General features: G+C 46.3%; 13 protein-coding genes and 1 pseudogene. 6 read left to right on the top strand and 8 right to left on the bottom strand.

Annotated elements, in window-relative coordinates:
* Positions 1-26: 26 nt before the first annotated feature.
* The 5 genes from CIK98_RS14180 to CIK98_RS14160 form a co-directional block, all read right to left on the bottom strand.
* Complete coding sequence (locus CIK98_RS14180; RefSeq protein WP_094385350.1) at positions 27-2,159, bottom strand: peptidylprolyl isomerase; 2,133 nt, start codon at positions 2,157-2,159, stop codon at positions 27-29.
* A gap of 111 nt (positions 2,160-2,270) precedes the next feature.
* Entirely contained in the window at positions 2,271-3,530 is a 1,260-nt protein-coding gene (locus CIK98_RS14175) for a hemolysin family protein (RefSeq protein ID WP_253249753.1), read from the bottom strand.
* Positions 3,527-4,171: an LPS export ABC transporter periplasmic protein LptC gene (lptC, locus tag CIK98_RS14170; protein WP_172409970.1), complete on the bottom strand. Its 645-nt coding sequence runs from the start codon at positions 4,169-4,171 to the stop codon at positions 3,527-3,529. The genes CIK98_RS14175 and lptC overlap by 4 nt, the downstream gene beginning before the upstream one ends.
* 110 nt (positions 4,172-4,281) lie before the next feature.
* A complete protein-coding gene (locus CIK98_RS14165) occupies positions 4,282-5,568 on the bottom strand; it encodes a hypothetical protein (protein WP_094385344.1) in 1,287 nt (428 codons plus the stop codon).
* Positions 5,565-6,305, bottom strand: a complete 741-nt coding sequence (locus CIK98_RS14160) for a type III pantothenate kinase (RefSeq protein WP_172409968.1) — start codon at positions 6,303-6,305, stop codon at positions 5,565-5,567. The genes CIK98_RS14165 and CIK98_RS14160 overlap by 4 nt, the downstream gene beginning before the upstream one ends.
* A gap of 143 nt (positions 6,306-6,448) precedes the next feature.
* Here CIK98_RS14160 and CIK98_RS14155 point away from each other — a divergent pair, with 143 nt between their 5' ends.
* From CIK98_RS14155 to ald, 5 genes are all read left to right on the top strand, one after another.
* Complete coding sequence (locus CIK98_RS14155) at positions 6,449-7,615, top strand: DUF4105 domain-containing protein (protein WP_172409967.1); 1,167 nt, start codon at positions 6,449-6,451, stop codon at positions 7,613-7,615.
* Positions 7,616-7,624: 9 nt separating this feature from the next.
* On the top strand, positions 7,625-9,205 hold the full coding sequence (locus CIK98_RS14150; protein WP_094385338.1) for an alkaline phosphatase family protein: 1,581 nt from the start codon (positions 7,625-7,627) through the stop codon (positions 9,203-9,205).
* Between the two features lie 103 nt (positions 9,206-9,308).
* Complete coding sequence (gene secA, locus CIK98_RS14145; RefSeq protein WP_094385336.1) at positions 9,309-12,656, top strand: preprotein translocase subunit SecA; 3,348 nt, start codon at positions 9,309-9,311, stop codon at positions 12,654-12,656.
* 12 nt (positions 12,657-12,668) lie between these two features.
* A complete protein-coding gene (locus CIK98_RS14140; protein WP_094385334.1) occupies positions 12,669-13,367 on the top strand; it encodes an ATP-binding cassette domain-containing protein in 699 nt (232 codons plus the stop codon).
* A 233-nt stretch (positions 13,368-13,600) separates the two neighbouring features.
* Complete coding sequence (gene ald, locus CIK98_RS14135; protein WP_094385332.1) at positions 13,601-14,686, top strand: alanine dehydrogenase; 1,086 nt, start codon at positions 13,601-13,603, stop codon at positions 14,684-14,686.
* Positions 14,687-14,747: 61 nt separating this feature from the next.
* On the opposite strand, the gene CIK98_RS14130 is transcribed toward ald, so the two are convergent.
* Positions 14,748-14,927 carry an entericidin gene (locus tag CIK98_RS14130; protein ID WP_094385330.1) on the bottom strand — a complete coding sequence of 60 codons (180 nt, stop codon included), beginning with the start codon at positions 14,925-14,927 and terminating at the stop codon, positions 14,748-14,750.
* A 329-nt stretch (positions 14,928-15,256) separates the two neighbouring features.
* Between CIK98_RS14130 and CIK98_RS14125 the strand changes: the two are divergent.
* Positions 15,257-16,888 (top strand): annotated as a pseudogene (locus tag CIK98_RS14125) (C69 family dipeptidase).
* A gap of 6 nt (positions 16,889-16,894) precedes the next feature.
* On the opposite strand, the gene rlmH reads toward CIK98_RS14125, so the two are convergent.
* Complete coding sequence (gene rlmH, locus CIK98_RS14120) at positions 16,895-17,365, bottom strand: 23S rRNA (pseudouridine(1915)-N(3))-methyltransferase RlmH (RefSeq protein WP_094385328.1); 471 nt, start codon at positions 17,363-17,365, stop codon at positions 16,895-16,897.
* Positions 17,362-17,661, bottom strand: a complete 300-nt coding sequence (locus tag CIK98_RS14115; protein ID WP_094385326.1) for a DUF4491 family protein — start codon at positions 17,659-17,661, stop codon at positions 17,362-17,364. Before CIK98_RS14115 ends, rlmH begins: the two co-directional genes overlap by 4 nt.
* Positions 17,662-17,670 lie beyond the last annotated feature (9 nt).

The following is a 17,670-nucleotide window of genomic DNA, read 5'->3' as shown; positions in this document are numbered from 1 at the left end:
TTTGTGTTTATACTAAAGTTTCTTGATTAGAAGAAGAGGTAGCGGTTGTCCTCAACATCTGCCTTCAGGTAGAGCTCGTTCATGAAACGGCTTGCTGCCTGGAGTGCCTGCTGCTTGAGCTGTGCCTCTGTGGCCTTGGTGTCGAACTTGACACCGCTGCGCTGTGCCTTCTTCACTACCTTGAACATATAGGCACCGGCATTGCCCTTGATGACACGAGGACAGAACTGACCTTGCTTGGTGGCTGCTATTGCTCCGCTGAGAGCTGGCTCGCTGGCACCAGTAGCTTGAATGAAGGCTGGAGCGGCAAATGTTACCTGTGGAACCAGTGCCACTTGTGCACCCTTTCCCTTTGCAGCCTCAACGCTAGTTACGCCGGCAAGTTTCTCCTTGAGCATGTCATACTTCTTGTCGCGGATAACTTCCTGCTTGACCATGTCTTTTACAGAAGCTATGTCGCGGTAGCCTTCCTTATGAATGCCTGTCAGAGCCACTACAAGCAGATGGTCGTTGTTGCCACACTCGTAAAGTGGAGATACCTCGCTCTTCTCTGCGTCGAATATCCACTTCATGGCTTCGTGAGTGCTGCGTACGCCAGCCACGTTGTGCTCAGAGTTGAGGATGTCTGCACGTTCGAGAACGGTGTAACCATACTTCTTTGCGTTGTTGACAAGGGCTTCAGCGTTTTGGCTTTCGCTTACATACTGGCTGAACTTGTTGTATGCTGCAGAGTAGGTGGCCTTTGAGAAGTCGATGGTGTGCTTTACTATAGCTGCTACATATTTTGTAGACATGGACTTGCGTGTCGTTACCTTCACTATTACGTTGCCCTGTGTGAACTCAACGTTTTTCAGACCTTCTGACTGTGTAAGAGCCTCGATATACTTCTTGGTGTCGGCGTCGATGGTGGGTGCTGCCTCATACATATTAGAAGTAAACCACTGTGGCTTGCCTTCCTGGCCATATTTCTTGGCGATGGCCTCAAAATCGGCACCTGCTGCCAGAGCCTTGTAGATGCTGTCAGCACGCTGGCGGGTCTTTTCGATAGTCTCGGCGCCAACCTGAATCTGGCAGTACTCTACAGAGTCAGGTATCTGTACGCTGCTGATGAGCTTCACTACGTTGAGAGTGTTGTCGTAAACTGTCTCAAACGGAGCTGTGGTCTGTCCAACAGACATGGAGTCTATCTTGGCTGCGATGTCTCGTGGCATTACCTTTGAAGAAACAGGAACGCCTGTGAACGACACCTGTGATTGTGCCTTGCGCACTACCTGTGCTGGGTCTTCGTTGGCCTGAAGGTTTTTCTGAGCTTCTACCATAGTGGCCATGAGAGCCTTGCGGTCGGCTGCGGAAGCCTTTACCTGGAAGTCGACGTATTTGATGTCGCGTGTTTCCATATACTGACGATACATCTCCTTGTTTTCCTCATACTTAGCCTTTATGTCAGCGTCGGTTACAGTAACCTTGCTGTCGTTGATGGTAGAGTAGGCTATTGAAGCAAGTTGAATGTCGCTTTCCTCATTTTGGTCTTTGAAAGCAGCCTTGGCCGAAACTGGATTGGAGATGAGACAGCTGGCAAGGAGCTGCTGGTACTTCTGTGCGAGTGTCTGCTGGCGCAGTGTCTTCTCGATAAACTTCCAGTAGTTGTATACCTTCTGGTATTGTTCTGCCAATTGCGGGTTGGCCGCTGTTGTCTTCTTGTAGTCTGCAAGGAATTTTGTGAGCTGGGACGCGTCGAAACGTCCTGTCTGCTGGTTGACGAAAGGAGTCTGCATCAAGATTGGGCTTGTGCCTTCCTTTAGAATGTTCTGCAACTCAGTGTCGGTGACGGTGAGTCCGAGCTTTTCAGCCTCTTTCTTCATGATGATGCTGTTGACATAGCTGTTCCACACCTGGTCTTTGACCTGATTGAGTTCTTCTTCTGAGAGGTTGTCGCGACCTTGGGTCATCTTGATTACCTCTTGATACTCGTCTACGAGAGCTTGAAAATCCTGTACAGAGATTTTTTCTCCCAACACTTTGCCTACTTGCTGGCGTTGCTCGTTGCTGGTAGCTTCGCACGAGCGGAATGCTTCTTCGGCAATGAATGCGAAGAGGCCCAGACCGATAATTACAATCAAGGTCACGCCTCTTTTTCTGATTGTTCCTAATGCTGCCATTACTTTGTTTTTATTGTTTTTATTTTTTGTTTCAATGCTTTTAATCGCTTTTAGCGCACAAAATTACAAAAATTATATCAAATAACGGAAGAAAATCCAAAAAAAATGGATTTATTCGGTTATTTTTAGCCTTACAAGCTCAATTTTTGTCATTGTGCTTTTAATTATCTTGAATTCGAATTTGTCTATGACCACTATTTCGTTGAGTTTCGGGAAACTTTGGTACTCGTGGAGAATGAGTCCGCCGACGGTCATGTAATCGTCGCTTTCGGGAAGGTCGAGGGCGAACATTTCGTTCACCTTCTCTATTTCGAGTCTTGCCGAGAGTATGTATTCACCACTGTCGGTTTTCTTTGCCACGTAGTTGTTGCTGTCGTGTTCGTCTTCGATGTCGCCGAAAATTTCTTCTACAATATCTTCAAGGGAGACGAGACCGCTGGTGCCTCCAAACTCGTCGACGACGATGGCCAAGGAGCGTTTCTGCTGAAGGAAGATGTGCATGAGTTTTTGGGCGGTCATGGTCTCGGGTACGAAAGGAAGGGTGCGGATGTGTTCTTTCCATTGTGTGGTGTCGTGAAACATTTCCGACGAATGGATATATCCCACCACATGGTCGATATCGTTTTTGTAAACCACAATCTTTGAGAAGCCGGTTTCGATGAATTTGTTTTTTAGGTCTTCCGTAGTGCAGTCGTCGATGTCGACTGCTTCTATTTCCGTGCGTGGCACCATACAGTCTCTCACCTTTGTTTCTGAGAAGTCGAGCGCGTTGTGGAATATTTTCACCTCGTCTTCTATGTCGTCTTCGTTTTTGGCGTTGTCTATGCTGCTTTGTACAAGATAGTCGAGGTCTACCTTACTGAACTCTGTTTCGTCTTTTGCCGTTACCATTCTAATTCCTACTATCCTCAGCATGCCCTTGGAGAGGAATGTGGCGAAACGCGAGATTGGATATAGCAGTATGTAACATATCATAGCCGGAAGGGCAAAGAGCGATAACATTTTGTTGGGATTGCTCTTGAAGATGAGTTTGGGTATGAACTCTCCGGTGAAGAGTACGACGATGGTGGATGCCAAGGTGTCGGCTGTCACCCTTTCTCCGTCGCCGAGTGACGAAAAGAGTGTGGCGTCGAATATCTGTGCGAAGAGAATTCCGTATATTACCAATGCAATATTATTGCCCACTAACATGGTGCTCACGAAGTTGTTGGGATGGCGGTAGAAGAAGGCTATGGCCTTTTGTGCCATTCCGTTTTTGCCTCGTTCCATTTCGGCAAGCATCCTGTTGCTTGACACGAATGCTATCTCCATGCCTGAAAAGAAGGCTGAGAATATCATCGTCGCAAATAGTCCTATGATAGTATCTGTCATGGCGCTGGATTTTTTTGGGTGGCTGCATGCTTTGTGGCTGCTGGACGCAGTACGGGTTCTATGGTCGTGGTGTCGGTCGGACTCTTAGAGCCATCGGTGCCTGCGGCTTTTTCATCCTGTTTCACAAACGAGCCTTTTGAGTTTGAGACGGTATAGTGGGTCATTCGTTCATCGCTGCGGAAGTATGTGCCCTGAAGGGTGCGCTCTGGAGTCACCACTCGTGAGAGCATGTTGGAGTAGAACTCGTGTTTTATTCCGTCCCAATAGAGCTCCTCGCTGCTGAACCTTAGTCCGTTTACGTTTTTTACCCTGACACGGCCTCGAAGCTCCCATAGTTTCAGTTGGTCGTAATACCATGCCGTGTCGGCTTGTATGTGGGCTTGTATGTTGAATTTCTCGTCAAATTGTTCAAGGAAGATGCCGCAGATGAATGTCCATCTTGAAGGTTTTTTAATTGTATTTACATCCCAACGCTCGGTTACGATCTTGTATTTTATCACTCCTGAGTCAGATATGAGGGTGTTGACGCCATAGCTTGTCATCATCGACACGGAGTCGCGGTCGTGGATGGCCGGTGCTGTATGTTCTTTTTCCTCAGAACATGAAGCCATGGCAAAAAACAGCGGAAGGGCAAGCGCCATGCCTGTCCTTACCACCTTATTATATATATAAGAGTCTTTATTCTCTGATTGCTCTTCGATCATTATTTCTCTCGTTTTCTTTTATTCTCTATACGCCGGTGTTGTCAGCGTTATTTCACCTTCCATTTGTTGAACCAGCGTTCGTTGAATGTTAGTCCGATATTTATCCTGAAGGTGTTTTCTGTTATGAGGTCTTTGGCTGAAGCCTTCACCCACTGTCCGCTTATATTGAGCACTGAACCGTGGTTCCAACTATTGGTGATTGGAATGCCGAAACCGGCGCTGATACTTATTTCCTTAGGTCCGTCTTGGCCGTTTACCTTGAAATATGGCGTGGAATATGAGGCGCCAAGGCGGTAGTGTATGCGGTTGTAAATCTTGCGGCTTTGCCAATTGGGAACCCATTCTCCTCCGGCGGTTATTTTGTGCTTGTCGGAGAGCAGTCCGCTAACCTGTTCATAGTTGCCAGTTGTGAGGTTGAGTTGCGGATAGTCAAGCTTTCCCCATTTCTGCAAGGAATAGTCGATACCAAATGTATATTTCCGATCATGGTTCCATACGGCTCCCACGGCAATGATGTCAGGTATGCTCAATGCGTCGTAAACGGTTTGGGTATTTGTGGTCGACACTCCAGTCTGTGAGTTGGTGTTGGTAGTGGTAAGGCTGGGATCGGCATTGAGGTTATGGCCAAGGGAGTAAGTGGCTCCAATTGTGATATTGTCTTTCTTGTTTAGGTCGAGTGAGTATTGCATACCTAAGTCTACCTTGTAGCTATGTATAGAGACATCGTATGTCTTAGTCACGGTGTTCACGTAAGTGTCACTGCTGCTTATGGTGAGTGTTCGGTCGTATGAGCCCCAGAGGTATGAACCATTGACACCGAGCGAGAGCCCGCCGAGGATGTTCCATCCCACTCCAAGGTATACCTGATGAACACCACCGGAGCCAGAGTGGTTTTCGGTGGATGTGGTGGTAGAGTTGCCAACCTTTGTGGTGGATGAGTAGTTGTAACCTACGTTGGAAAAGGGGACGATACCGAGGCTGACACCCATTTTAGGCATTACCCTGAATGCTGCGACGGCATATTCAAAATCGGCATTATTAGCGTTGATTTTCCTGTTGCCTTCCTTGAAGTTTGTTACTTGACCGCTTAGTCCCACGTCAAAAATCATTGTCAAAGAGTCAACTGACGAGTAAGATGCAGGGTTTAGCATGTTGACCTGGTTTGACTGTCGCAATCCTATTGCGAGACCATTCATGCCTCTGTTGAATCCCTGTGACTGGTCGGCGAGTATGCCGAGACCATATTGGCTGTAGGGGGAATTTGTGCCACTCTGTGCGTTCACAGTAGTTGTGGCAGCCAATGCCATGATGAGTGTTAATATGTTATTTTTCATTTTGCGAATGATGCTTCATTATATTGAAGAATGCCGTTTAGTCCTTTTGGAACCAAATATTCGTCTGCAAAGATGCACATTTTTTCTGAGTTGTGCAAATCGATATGGATTCCTCCAGTTAAATAAACCAAAAGATGTGGATATTTTGACCTAAATTCCTTAATATAGCCCTCTATTTCAAGTCTGATGCCGTTTATCACACCACTTCGTATGGCTGTTTCGGTGGTTGTGCCAAGGCGAGGGGACAGGCCTTTTCGCTCTACCATGGGGAGGGCGGAGGTGAAAGTGTTGAGGGCCCGGAATCTCATTTTCGGTCCGGGAGAGATGTTGCCGCCCATATAGATGCCTTTGCTCGATATCATGTCGAAGGTGATGCAAGTTCCGACATCTATCACGAGTATGTCGTGGAAAGGCTGTTGGGTCCATGCTCCTACAATAGCGGCCAGTCGGTCGCTACCGAGAGAAGTAGGGGGCTCATAGCCAATGCTCACTGGTACCGGAGTCTTGCCTGATACCAATTGCATGGTAGGGAAAGGCAGGTTTTCGATGACTGAGGTGAAATCGGTAGACAGTTTCTTTACTGTCGACCAGATGCCTTTTGTAAAGTCGTGTCTTGAGCAGAACTCGACAATTTTGTAAGGTTCGTCGTGTTCGGCGTGGCATGACTCTATGGGAGTGTCGCCGTCGAATGCTACCAGCTTTATGCATGTGTTTCCTATGTCAATTGTAAGCTTCATATAAGTAAATTTCGATTCAGGGTGCAAAATTATTGAAAAAAATTGAGATAATAGCATGAAAAGTCAAAAAAAGAAACTAATTTTGCACCGTGAAATATTTAAATTATGCATATATGAGGTTTTTTGTCGTGGTTTTTGCACTGATGTCCTGTTGTTTTTGCCACGCATCAAAAGATGAAGTGGAAATTGGCGACGACTCTGTTGAGGTGTCGTTGCTCACATGTGCACCTGGAAGTGAGGTGTATAGCCTATATGGTCACACGGCTTTGCGCTACCACGACTTGCGCACTGGTGCCGACTGGACTTTCAACTATGGTGTGTTTGACTTTCGCAAGCCGTTTTTCTCGTTAAGATTCATGCTTGGCTTGACAGACTACCAATTGGGCGTCGTGCCGTTTATGATGTTTGCAAGGGAGTATTACAGAAGTGGAAGGGCAGTGACAGAACAGGTTCTTGAGCTTACTTCAGAGGAGAAGAAAACACTTAAGCTTGCACTTGACGAGAATTATAAGGATGAGAATCGTGAATACCGATATAATTTCTTCAGGGATAATTGTACAACCAGGGCAAGGGATATGATAGAGCGTGCCATAATAGGTAGTAAGGTTCAATATCCGGCTGAAAGAATAGGATTTGTAAATGACGAGGGATTGAACACTTTGCGTGACTATATCCACTGGTATACTGAAGGTTCCCCATGGGCCCGATTCGGCAATGACATTTGCCTTGGATTTGCTGCCGACCGAAATATGACTTGGCGCGAGAGGCAATTTTTGCCGGAAATGCTTATGGATGACTTTGCCAATACTAGCATCGTAGGTGGAAAGACTGGAGTAAGAAGGATGGTGAAAACTACACGCATAGTTGTTGACCCTGGCGTTCGTTTCGTCAAAAGCGGATTCCCTCTATCACCATGGGCTTGTTTTGCCATTCTACTGATTGTTACGGTGTTGGTTTCAATAAAAGAGTACAGGAGAAAGAAGACTTTTGTGGCATTCGACGCTATACTTATGTCGCTGACAGGCTTAGCGGGAGTGTTTGTTACCCTGTTCTTCTGTTCGCAGCATCCTACCACTAGTACGAATCTGCAGATTTTACTGTTAAACCCACTGCCGTTGTTTTTCTTGATAAAAGTAATACAGCGAAAGGCTGTTGTCTATTGGAAAATATCGCTGGTTTTGATAGTTTTGTTCTTTTTAGGCTTTTTTATACAGTCGTATGCTGAGGGAATGGCCTTCTTGGCATTGTGTTTGCTTATAAGGGCATATATGAATTTACACTTTCAATATCCAAATATTAGAAAACAATAAAGTCAAGACATGAAAAGAAATAGCCGTAAACACACACTTACGCTTATAGCTACTATCGTGTCGATATTGAATATCGAGGCTCAGGTGATGCAGCAAGCACCGAGGCTTGTTGTCAACATCACCATCGACCAGTTGCGTACAGACTATATGGAGGCTTTTTCGCCACTTTACTCCCTTGACGGGTTTAAAAAGCTCGCTGCCAAGGGACTTGTCTTCACAAATGCCTCATACCCTTTCTCACCTATTGACTGCACGTCGGCCATTGCATCAGTGCAAACAGGTACGACACCTTATTATAATAGTGTGGTGGGAAGTATGTGGCTTGACCGGGAAACACTGCGCCCGGTATATTGTGTGGACGACAAAAATACCCAAGGATTGCTGACTGACGTGGGTGGATCGCCCAAAAACGTAAGTACGTCGACACTGGGCGACGAATTAAAGTCCACTACACAAGGAAAAGCCAAAGTGTTTGCCATTGCTCCATTTCGTAATGCGGCCATTATGGCTGCCGGACATGCCGCTGACGGAGCCGTGTGGATAGATGATAAAACAGGCGACTGGTGTACTACCGACTATTACGGAAAGGAATTACAGCAATGGATTAAGAACTTTAACACCATAAATCCTACTTACCGTACTGTGTCTGAAAACCAATGGGAACCAGAGAACCAGTATGTGGGAAGATATAATTATTTTCTGCGTGAGTCGGCACCAAAACCATTTAAGCATAAGTTTAGTGGAGAAAGCCAATATATTGATTTTAAGACCAGTGGACTCGTAAACGAAACTGTCACAAAAGCTGCGTTGCATTGTGTGAGCAGCAACAATATGGGCATCGACGGAATAACCGACATGCTGAATATAGTGTATTATGCCGGCAACTATCGTCACAATGCAAGTAGCGATAGCCAGATAGAACTTCAAGATACTTACGTGCGTCTAGACAGGCAATTGGCTTCACTGATATCCAGCCTCGAACTACGTCTTGGAGCGAAGAACGTGCTTTTTATCGTGACAAGCACTGGATATTCCGACGAGGAAGAAGTGGACTACGGAAAGTATCGGATACCTTCGGGTACGTTCTATATCAACCGTACTGCAAGTCTTCTGAACATGTATTTTGGCGCACTTTGGGGCCAGGGAAAATACGTGGAGTCATACCATGGCTCTCAGATATACCTAAACCACAAGCAACTTGAAAACAAGCGCGTCAGCCTTACTGAAGCATGTCAGCGTGCACAGGAATTCCTGTCGATGGTGTCGGGTGTGCGAAATGTGTTCACTTCGTTGCAGCTATTGTCAAACTCCAACCCCGACTTTGTGAAAGTGCGCAATGGATTCAATCCAGAACGTTGCGGAGATATTCTGATAGAGGTGTCGCCAGGGTGGAGATTGTATAATGAAGACAATATGCAAAGTCAGATGTCGCGTGCGTCATTTATACCATTCCCTATCATCTTTTATGGTGCAGACATTAAGCCGGAGAAGGTCACTTCGCCAGTCTCAATAGAACGCATCGCACCCACCATTGCAAAGTCTATTCGCATCAGGGCACCCAACGCATGCTCGTCTGAGCCACTGTTTTAAGGCTCTAACATAAAAAAATCAGCTTATTATGCACGATTACGGAAAAAAAATCGTAATTTTGCAAAGATTTTCCATTATTAGACAAAAAAAATACAATATAAAGATGAATTTCACAAAAATTTTGAAGTCACTATTCGGTGACAAGTCAACGAGGGACATGAAGCTTATTCAACCGCTCGTTGAAAAAATTAAGGCTGCTTCGCCTGAGATAGAAAAACTCGACAACGATGCCTTGCGTGCAAAAACCAAGGAGATACAGAACGCTATACAGTCGTCGGGACAAGAACAAAAAAATCAGATTGAAGCTATCAAACAAACCATCGAGAACACACCCATCGATGAGCGAGCAGAACTCTTTGAGCAGATAGACAAACTCGAGAAGGAAATTCTTGACATCTATGAGGAAAAACTCAATGAAGCCCTGCCGCAGGTGTATGCAATAGTGAAGGAAACGGCACGCCGATTCGCCAACAACGAGGAAACCATTGTGACGGCCAACGACTTCGACCGCAACCTCGCCGCAAATCCAGCCAACGACTTCATCACCATCGACGGAGAAAAGGCTATATACCATAACCATTGGACTGCAGGAGGCAACGACCTGAAATGGGAAATGGTACACTACGACGTGCAACTCTTCGGTGGATGCGTGCTTCATCAGGGAAAAATTGCTGAGATGGCTACAGGTGAAGGAAAGACCCTCGTGGCTACCTTGCCCGTGTTCCTCAACGCTCTTACAGGTAATGGAGTGCATGTGGTGACTGTGAATGATTACCTCGCTAAGCGTGACTCGGAATGGATGGGGCCTCTTTATATGTTCCATGGACTTTCTGTTGACTGTATCGACAAGCATCAGCCAAACTCTGAACGCCGCCGACAGGCTTACCAGGCCGACATCACTTTCGGTACAAACAACGAGTTCGGCTTTGACTATTTGCGCGACAATATGGCTACATCGCCCGACGATCTCGTGCAGAGAGCTCACAACTATGCCATCGTCGACGAGGTGGACTCAGTGCTCATCGACGATGCACGTACACCTCTTATTATTTCCGGACCAGTTCCAAAAGGTGACGACCAGATGTTTGAGGAATACCAGCCACTGGTAGAGAAACTTGTTGACGTACAGCGAAAGCTGGCCACACAGTTTCTCGCAGACGCTAAGCAGAAAATAACGGAAGGACGTGCCAAAAACGACCAGAAACTTCTCGACGAGGGATTCCTGTCACTGTACAGAAGCCATAAGTCGCTGCCAAAGAACAAGCCACTCATCAAGTACCTATCAGAAGAAGGTATAAAGGCAGGTATGCTCAAGACAGAGGAGATATATATGGAAAACAACAACCGTAAGATGCCGGAGGCTGTTGAGCCGCTGTATTTTGTGGTTGACGAAAAACTGAACTCCTGCGACCTTACCGACAAGGGTACAGACTGGCTCGCAAAGCAGGTGAACGACAAAGACCTCTTTGTGCTGCCGGATATAGCATCGCAACTCTCTGCACTTGAAAACGAGCAGCTTTCCGACGAGGAACGACTGGCTAAGAAAGATGAACTGCTTAACCACTATGCCGTACAGAGCGAACGAGTGCATACCCTGCAACAGCTGCTGAAAGCATACACGATGTTCAACAAAGATGACGAATATGTAGTCATTGACGGTGAGGTGAAGATTGTGGATGAGCAGACCGGACGTATCATGGAAGGACGCCGATGGAGCGACGGACTACATCAGGCTGTGGAGGCTAAGGAACATGTTAGGGTGGAAGCCGCAACACAAACCTTTGCCACCATCACCCTTCAGAACTATTTCCGTATGTATCACAAACTCGCAGGTATGACAGGTACGGCTTCTACAGAGTCGGGCGAGTTCTGGGATATCTACAAACTCGACGTAGTGGAGATTCCGACCAACAGGCCTATTGCACGAAAAGACCTCGACGACAGGGTTTACAAAACCGCAAGAGAAAAATACAACGCCGTGATAGAGGAAATCGTGGCAATGAGAGAGAGTGGAAGACCAACACTCGTGGGTACCACTTCGGTGGAAATATCTGAGTTGCTTTCAAAGATGCTCAGCATGAGAAAAATTCCTCATCAGGTGCTCAACGCAAAACTGCACCAGAAGGAGGCAGACATCGTGGCTCTCGCCGGACAAAGCAACAATGGACTTGGTGCAGTGACCATAGCAACCAACATGGCTGGTCGTGGTACCGACATCAAGCTCTCGCCAGAGGTGAAAGCCGCAGGCGGTCTTGCCATCATCGGTACGGAACGTCATGAAAGCCGACGTGTCGACAGGCAGTTGCGCGGTCGTGCCGGACGTCAGGGTGACCCAGGCTCATCTGTGTTCTACGTGTCGCTTGAAGACAAACTAATGCGTCTGTTCGCGTCAGAGAGAATTGCCAGCGTCATGGACCGATTCGGATTCAAGGAGGGAGAGAGAATAGAAAGCCCGATGATATCCAAGAGTATAGAGCGTGCACAGAAAAAGGTGGAGGAAAACCACTTCGGTGTGCGTAAGCGCCTGCTAGAATATGACGACGTGATGAACAAACAACGTACTGTAGTATATGGCAAACGACGTCATGCACTGATGGGAGAGCGAATAGGAATGGACATTTCTAACACTCTATGGGACCGTGTCGTAAGTATTATTGAAAACAATGATTACGAGGGTTGCAAGGAAGAGTTCATACACATTTTCGCCATGGAAGTGCCTTTCACACAAGAACAGTTCATAAACGAAAAACGCGACCAGCTCGAAGAGCGTACCTTCCAGCAGGTGATGGAGAACTTCAACCGCAAGACAGAACGCATACAGACAGTGGCTTGGCCTATCATTAAACAGGTGTACGAAAACCAGGGCGCCATCTACGAGCGCATTATGGTGCCATTGACTGACGGACGCCGCATGTATAAAATACCTTGCAACCTTAAGGAAGCATACGACTCAGAGTGCAAGACCATTGTGAAAGAGTTTGAGAAGATGATACTGCTACACATTATCGACGAGTGCTGGAAGGAGAACCTACGCGAACTCGACGAACTGAAACACAGTGTGCAGAATGCCTCTTATGAACAGAAAGACCCTCTGCTCATCTTCAAACTCGAGAGTGTGAAACTCTTTGACTCCATGGTCAACAATATGAATAACCGCATCGTGAGCATTCTTATGCGTAGCGGTATTCCTGAAATGCAGCAGGCACCACAACAGGCTCCAGCAGAAGAGCCGCGAAGGGAACAACCTAAGTATGTAGAGACAAAACGCGACATTCAGGAAGAACAGCTTACTGACCCCAACCAGGCTGCTGCTGCCGCACAAGACACAAGGGCACGAGAGGCTCAACGTCGCGAACCTATCGTGAAGAGCAAGATGCCTGGACGTAACGATCCTTGTCCATGTGGCAGTGGCAAGAAGTTTAAGAATTGTCATGGTAGAGGACTTGTTTAAGCTTTGGCGATTATGATTACAATAAAAAATTTGAAAAAGTTGTTCGGAGAAACTTTGGCATGCAACATTCCCGAACTGACAATAAACAAAGGTGAAATAATTGGTCTTGTCGGCAATAACGGTGCCGGCAAGACCACTCTTTTCCGCCTGATTCTCGACCTTTTGGAAGCTGATGATGGCTGTGTGGAACTAAAAGGAGTGAAAGTGAACGATAGTGAAGAATGGAAACACTTCACAAGTGCGTTCATCGACAATGGCTTCCTCATAGACTTTCTCACTCCAGAGGAGTATTTCACGTTCATCAACCGTGTTTCGGGGATAAAGGACTGCAATATTGATGACATTGCCCAGAAGTTTGAACATTTTACAGGAGGTGAGGTGTTTGGTAGAAAAATACTTATACGCAACCTCTCTGCCGGAAACAAACAGAAGGTGGGTATCATATCTACACTCATCACCTCTCCCGAGATTCTCATACTTGACGAACCTTTCAACTTCCTTGACCCAACAAGTCAGAACCTTCTGAAGAAAATGATTGAGAGCTATAACCGCGAGACAGGTGCCACGGTTATTATCAGTTCCCATAATCTCACACACACTGTCGACATCAGTACTCGCATCCTCCTCATGGAGCATGGAGAACTAAAGCGGGACATTGTTAATATAGACCAGGAGTCGATAAAGGAACTGAATGAGTATTTTCAGGAGTGAAGGAAGAAGGAAGAGGGAAGAGAAATGAACAGAGCCGCTTAGTAGGAGGGCGACTCTGTTCATTTCTCTATCTACACTCCTCACTCCTATCTTCTCTTTACTACCTCCTCTCTGTTAATTTGTATAAAAATCCATAAAAAATTCGGGCTAAAATATTGACAAGTGCCGATTCTTGCCGTATATTTGCATAAGAATAATTGCAAATTATTTGTTTAACTAAACTATTTTAGCTTATGAAAATCGGTATTCCAAAAGAAATCAAGAACAACGAAAACAGGGTCGGAATGACACCTGCTGGAGTTGCCGAGTTAGTAAAACACGGACATGCCGTGTATGTACAGCATACTGCCGGAGAGAACAGCGGTTTTCCTGACCAACACTATATTGAAGCTGGAGCGGAAATTCTTCCTGCAATTGAAGATGTTTACGGTATAGCCGACATGATAGTGAAGGTGAAAGAACCTATTGAACCGGAATATCCGTTAGTAAGAAAAGGACAAGTGCTTTTCACCTACTTCCATTTCGCATGCGACCGTGAACTCACCGAAGCCATGATGAAGAGTGGAGGTGTGTGTATTGCCTATGAAACAGTACAACTCTCCGACGGGTCGTTGCCACTGCTCATTCCTATGAGTGAGGTAGCAGGACGAATGGCTACCATTAATGGAGCGTATTATCTTCAGAAGACAAAGGGCGGTAAAGGGAAACTGATTTGCGGAGTGCCTGGAGTCAAACCTGCGAAAGTGCTCGTTCTTGGAGGTGGTATTGTGGGACAGGCGGCTGCACGTGTGGCTGCCGGTATGGGAGCCGATGTGGTGATAGCCGACATTTCATTGCCCCAACTGCGCAAACTCTCTATAGAGATGCCACCAAATGTAAATACCATTTATTCTTCACGTCATAATATCAAACGTGAGCTTCATGATGTAGACATTGTTGTTGGTTCTGTGCTAATACCTGGTGACAAGGCTCCTCATCTTATCACTCGAGACATGCTTAAGCTGATGGAACCGGGAACAGTGCTCGTCGACGTGGCAATAGACCAGGGAGGATGCTTTGAGACTTCCCATCCTACAACCCATAGTGAACCTGTTTATGAAGTAGATGGTATTGTTCACTATGCAGTGGCTAACATTCCCGGAGCTGTGCCCAATACATCAACAATGGCTCTTACCAATGCTACCCTACGTTATGCCGTGGCTCTGGCCGACAAAGGTTGGCAGAAGGCTTGCGAAGAGGATGAGGCTCTTGCCCGCGGTTTGAACATCGTAGATGGAAAGATAGTGTTCAAGGCAGTGGCAGATGTTTTCGGGTTATAAAAAAAACCGCCAGGCTTGGCCCGGCGGAATTTTCTCTCTTTAGGTTCGTTGTTGCACGAAATTACTCGGCAGCTGTAGAATCAGCAGGAGCGGCAGTGCTATCAACAGCAGTTGAATCAACTACGCTATCAACAGCCTCTACAGAATCCTCTGCAGGAGCAGCCTGATTTGCCTTGTTACCACCACATGATGCGAAAGAGATAGCTGCAACAGCTACGAACATAAATACTAATTTCTTCATTTCTTTGCTTTTTTAAATCTGTAAAACAATCATTTGTTTATTAAAACGGTGCAAAGGTAGCTATTTTTTTGATATGTCGTTCATTTTTTTATGTTTTTTTTTAGGGCATTTTTGTAACCTTTTTGTAAAATCCTGAATATCAACGACTTTCTAAATGTTAAAAAATCTATACATATTACCACTTTGCACATTTTGTTGATTTTGTGCATTAATTTTACCCTTTTAGGCATCAGATCTCATGTCTTCCGAAATCAAATAAGGTAGAAGATTATTTTGCTTGCTCGTTTTTTTATATTACTTTTGTGCCACATTATTATATATAAATAGACATGAAAAGAAAAATTTTAGCATTATTGTTGCTTATGGCGGGAACCTACGTCATGGCATGTACCAACTATATTTTTTGGTAGAAAGGGGGGGGCGACGGGGGGGTAATGTGCACTTACAGTGCCGATGACTATGGAATGTTTCAGTCATTGTGTCATTTTCCGGCAGGAAAGCATGCCAAGGGAGAGATGAGACGCATAGTAGATTGGGACACCAACGAGTATCATGGGGATATCCCGGAGGTTGAGGAAACTTACAATGTTGTTGGAAACATCAACGAGTGGCAGGTGACAATAGGTGAGACTACCTTTGGCGGCCGTGAGGAGATGGTGGATTCTACCGGTATTCTTGACTATGGTTCGCTTATCTATGTAACCCTGCAGCGTTCAAAATCGGCGCGTGAGGCTATTAAGGTGATGACCACATTGGCCGAGACCTATGGTTATAATAGTGGTGGCGAGAGCTTTACCATCTGCGACCCTGACGAGGCGTGGATAATGGAGATGATGGGTTGTGGACCAGGCAGCAAAAAGGTAGTTTGGGTTGCCGTCCGCATTCCCGACGATGCCATATCTGCCCATGCCAATCAAAGTCGCATCCGCACTTTCAACGTAAAGGACAAGGAAAACTGCATGGCTTCGAAAAATGTGGTGAAGTATGCGCGTGAGCAAGGCTGGTTTACCGGCAAGGACTCTGATTTCAGCTTCTGCGACGTTTATGCTGCTGCTGACTTTGGTGGACGTCGTTTCTGCGAGGCCCGTGTGTGGACGTTCTTCAACAAGTATTGTGACTATATGGACAAGTATGTTGACTATGCTGCAGGTAAGGTGAAGGATGCCGAGCCAATGCCATTATGGATTGTGCCCAACCGCAAGCTCAGCGTTAAGGACTTGGAGATGGCCATGCGCGACCATTATGAAGGCACTCCGTTTGCCCTCGACAGCGACATAGGCGGTGGTATATGGGAGATGCCTTATCGTCCTACTCCTCTTCAGTTTGAATGCGACGGCAAGAAGTATTTCAACGAGCGTCCGGTGAGCACGCAGCAGTCAGGGTTCGTATATGTAAGCCAGATGCGTTCGTGGTTGCCGCGTGAGATTGGCGGTGTTCTGTGGTTTGGCAACGACGATGCTAACATGGTGGCCTACACTCCTGTATATTGCTCTGCCACCCGAATTCCAAAATGCTACAACACCCCTGGTGCCGATGCTGTGACTTTCAGTATGGAAAATGCCTTCTGGGTATGTAACTGGGTGAGCAACATGGTTTATCCCCGTTATTCGCAGATGTTCCCTAGCCTTGAGCTGGTGCGCGATTCTCTCGACAATTCATATCTCTCGCAACAGGCTTTGGTGGAGGAGAAGGCAAAGCAGCTGGATGGTGCCGCGGCTGCCAAGTATCTTAACGACTATTCTTGTCAGAAGTGTGACGAGATGATATCCCGCTGGCGTCAGTTAGCCACTTATCTTATTGTTAAATACAACGATATGGTGGTGAAGAAGGAGAATGCCGACGGCAGTTTCATGCTTTCAAAGCATGGAATAGGCGAGCGTCCCGTTCGTCCGGGTTATCCGGAGAAATATGCTAAGGAGTTGATAAAGCAGACTGGAACAAAGTTTGAGGTGGCTAAATAAAAAGCCTTACTCATGATGATATGGTTCGCCTTTTATTATCGTGCATGCCCGATAGAGCTGTTCGGTAAATATGAGGCGGACCATTTGGTGTGAGAAGGTCATGAGCGACAGGGATATTTTTTCGTCGGCACGTGAGTATACTGCAGGAGAGAAACCGTAGGGACCACCGATTACGAATACAAGGCGGCGTGAGTTCATCGTGCGTTGTTGTAGCCATTTGGCATACTGAACGCTGGTCATCTCTTTTCCATGCTCGTCGAGCAGCACAACTGTGTCTGATGTCTGAATCTGCCGCATGATGAGTTCGCCCTCGGCTGTCTTCTGTTGTTCCTCGCTGAGGTTTTTGGTGTTGCGCAGTTCAGGTATGGTTACAATTTCAAACGGCATGTAGTGGCTGATGCGTTCGGCATAGTCGCTGATGCCTGCCTGAAAGTGCTTGTCGGCGGTTTTCCCCACCAGTATAAGTATGGTTTTCATTTCTTGTATTCGTTTTTCCTTCTCGGGTTCATCGGAAACCATCCTTTTTCTACACGCTTCTTTTGTTCGAACAGTTCGCCTATTGACCATAGGCATGATGCTCCGAACACTCCGAGCAGCGACGATGTGAGCACGTCTTCCACAAAGAGTGCTATCAGCAGGGTGGCAAGTCCTACAACAAGGAAGAGCCACCACTGGCTTGTTCCGAAATAATATTCACACTTTATGACTATGGGGTGGAACACCCCTATGATGATGAATGTACCTATTGCTATAAAAATGCCTGTGAAAAACATAATGTCTTT

It is taken from the genome of Prevotella sp. P2-180, from assembly GCF_002251435.1.
Taxonomy (GTDB): domain Bacteria; phylum Bacteroidota; class Bacteroidia; order Bacteroidales; family Bacteroidaceae; genus Prevotella.
The sequence above is the reverse complement of the archived record's forward strand: the minus strand, read 5'-3'. Positions and strand labels throughout refer to the sequence as shown.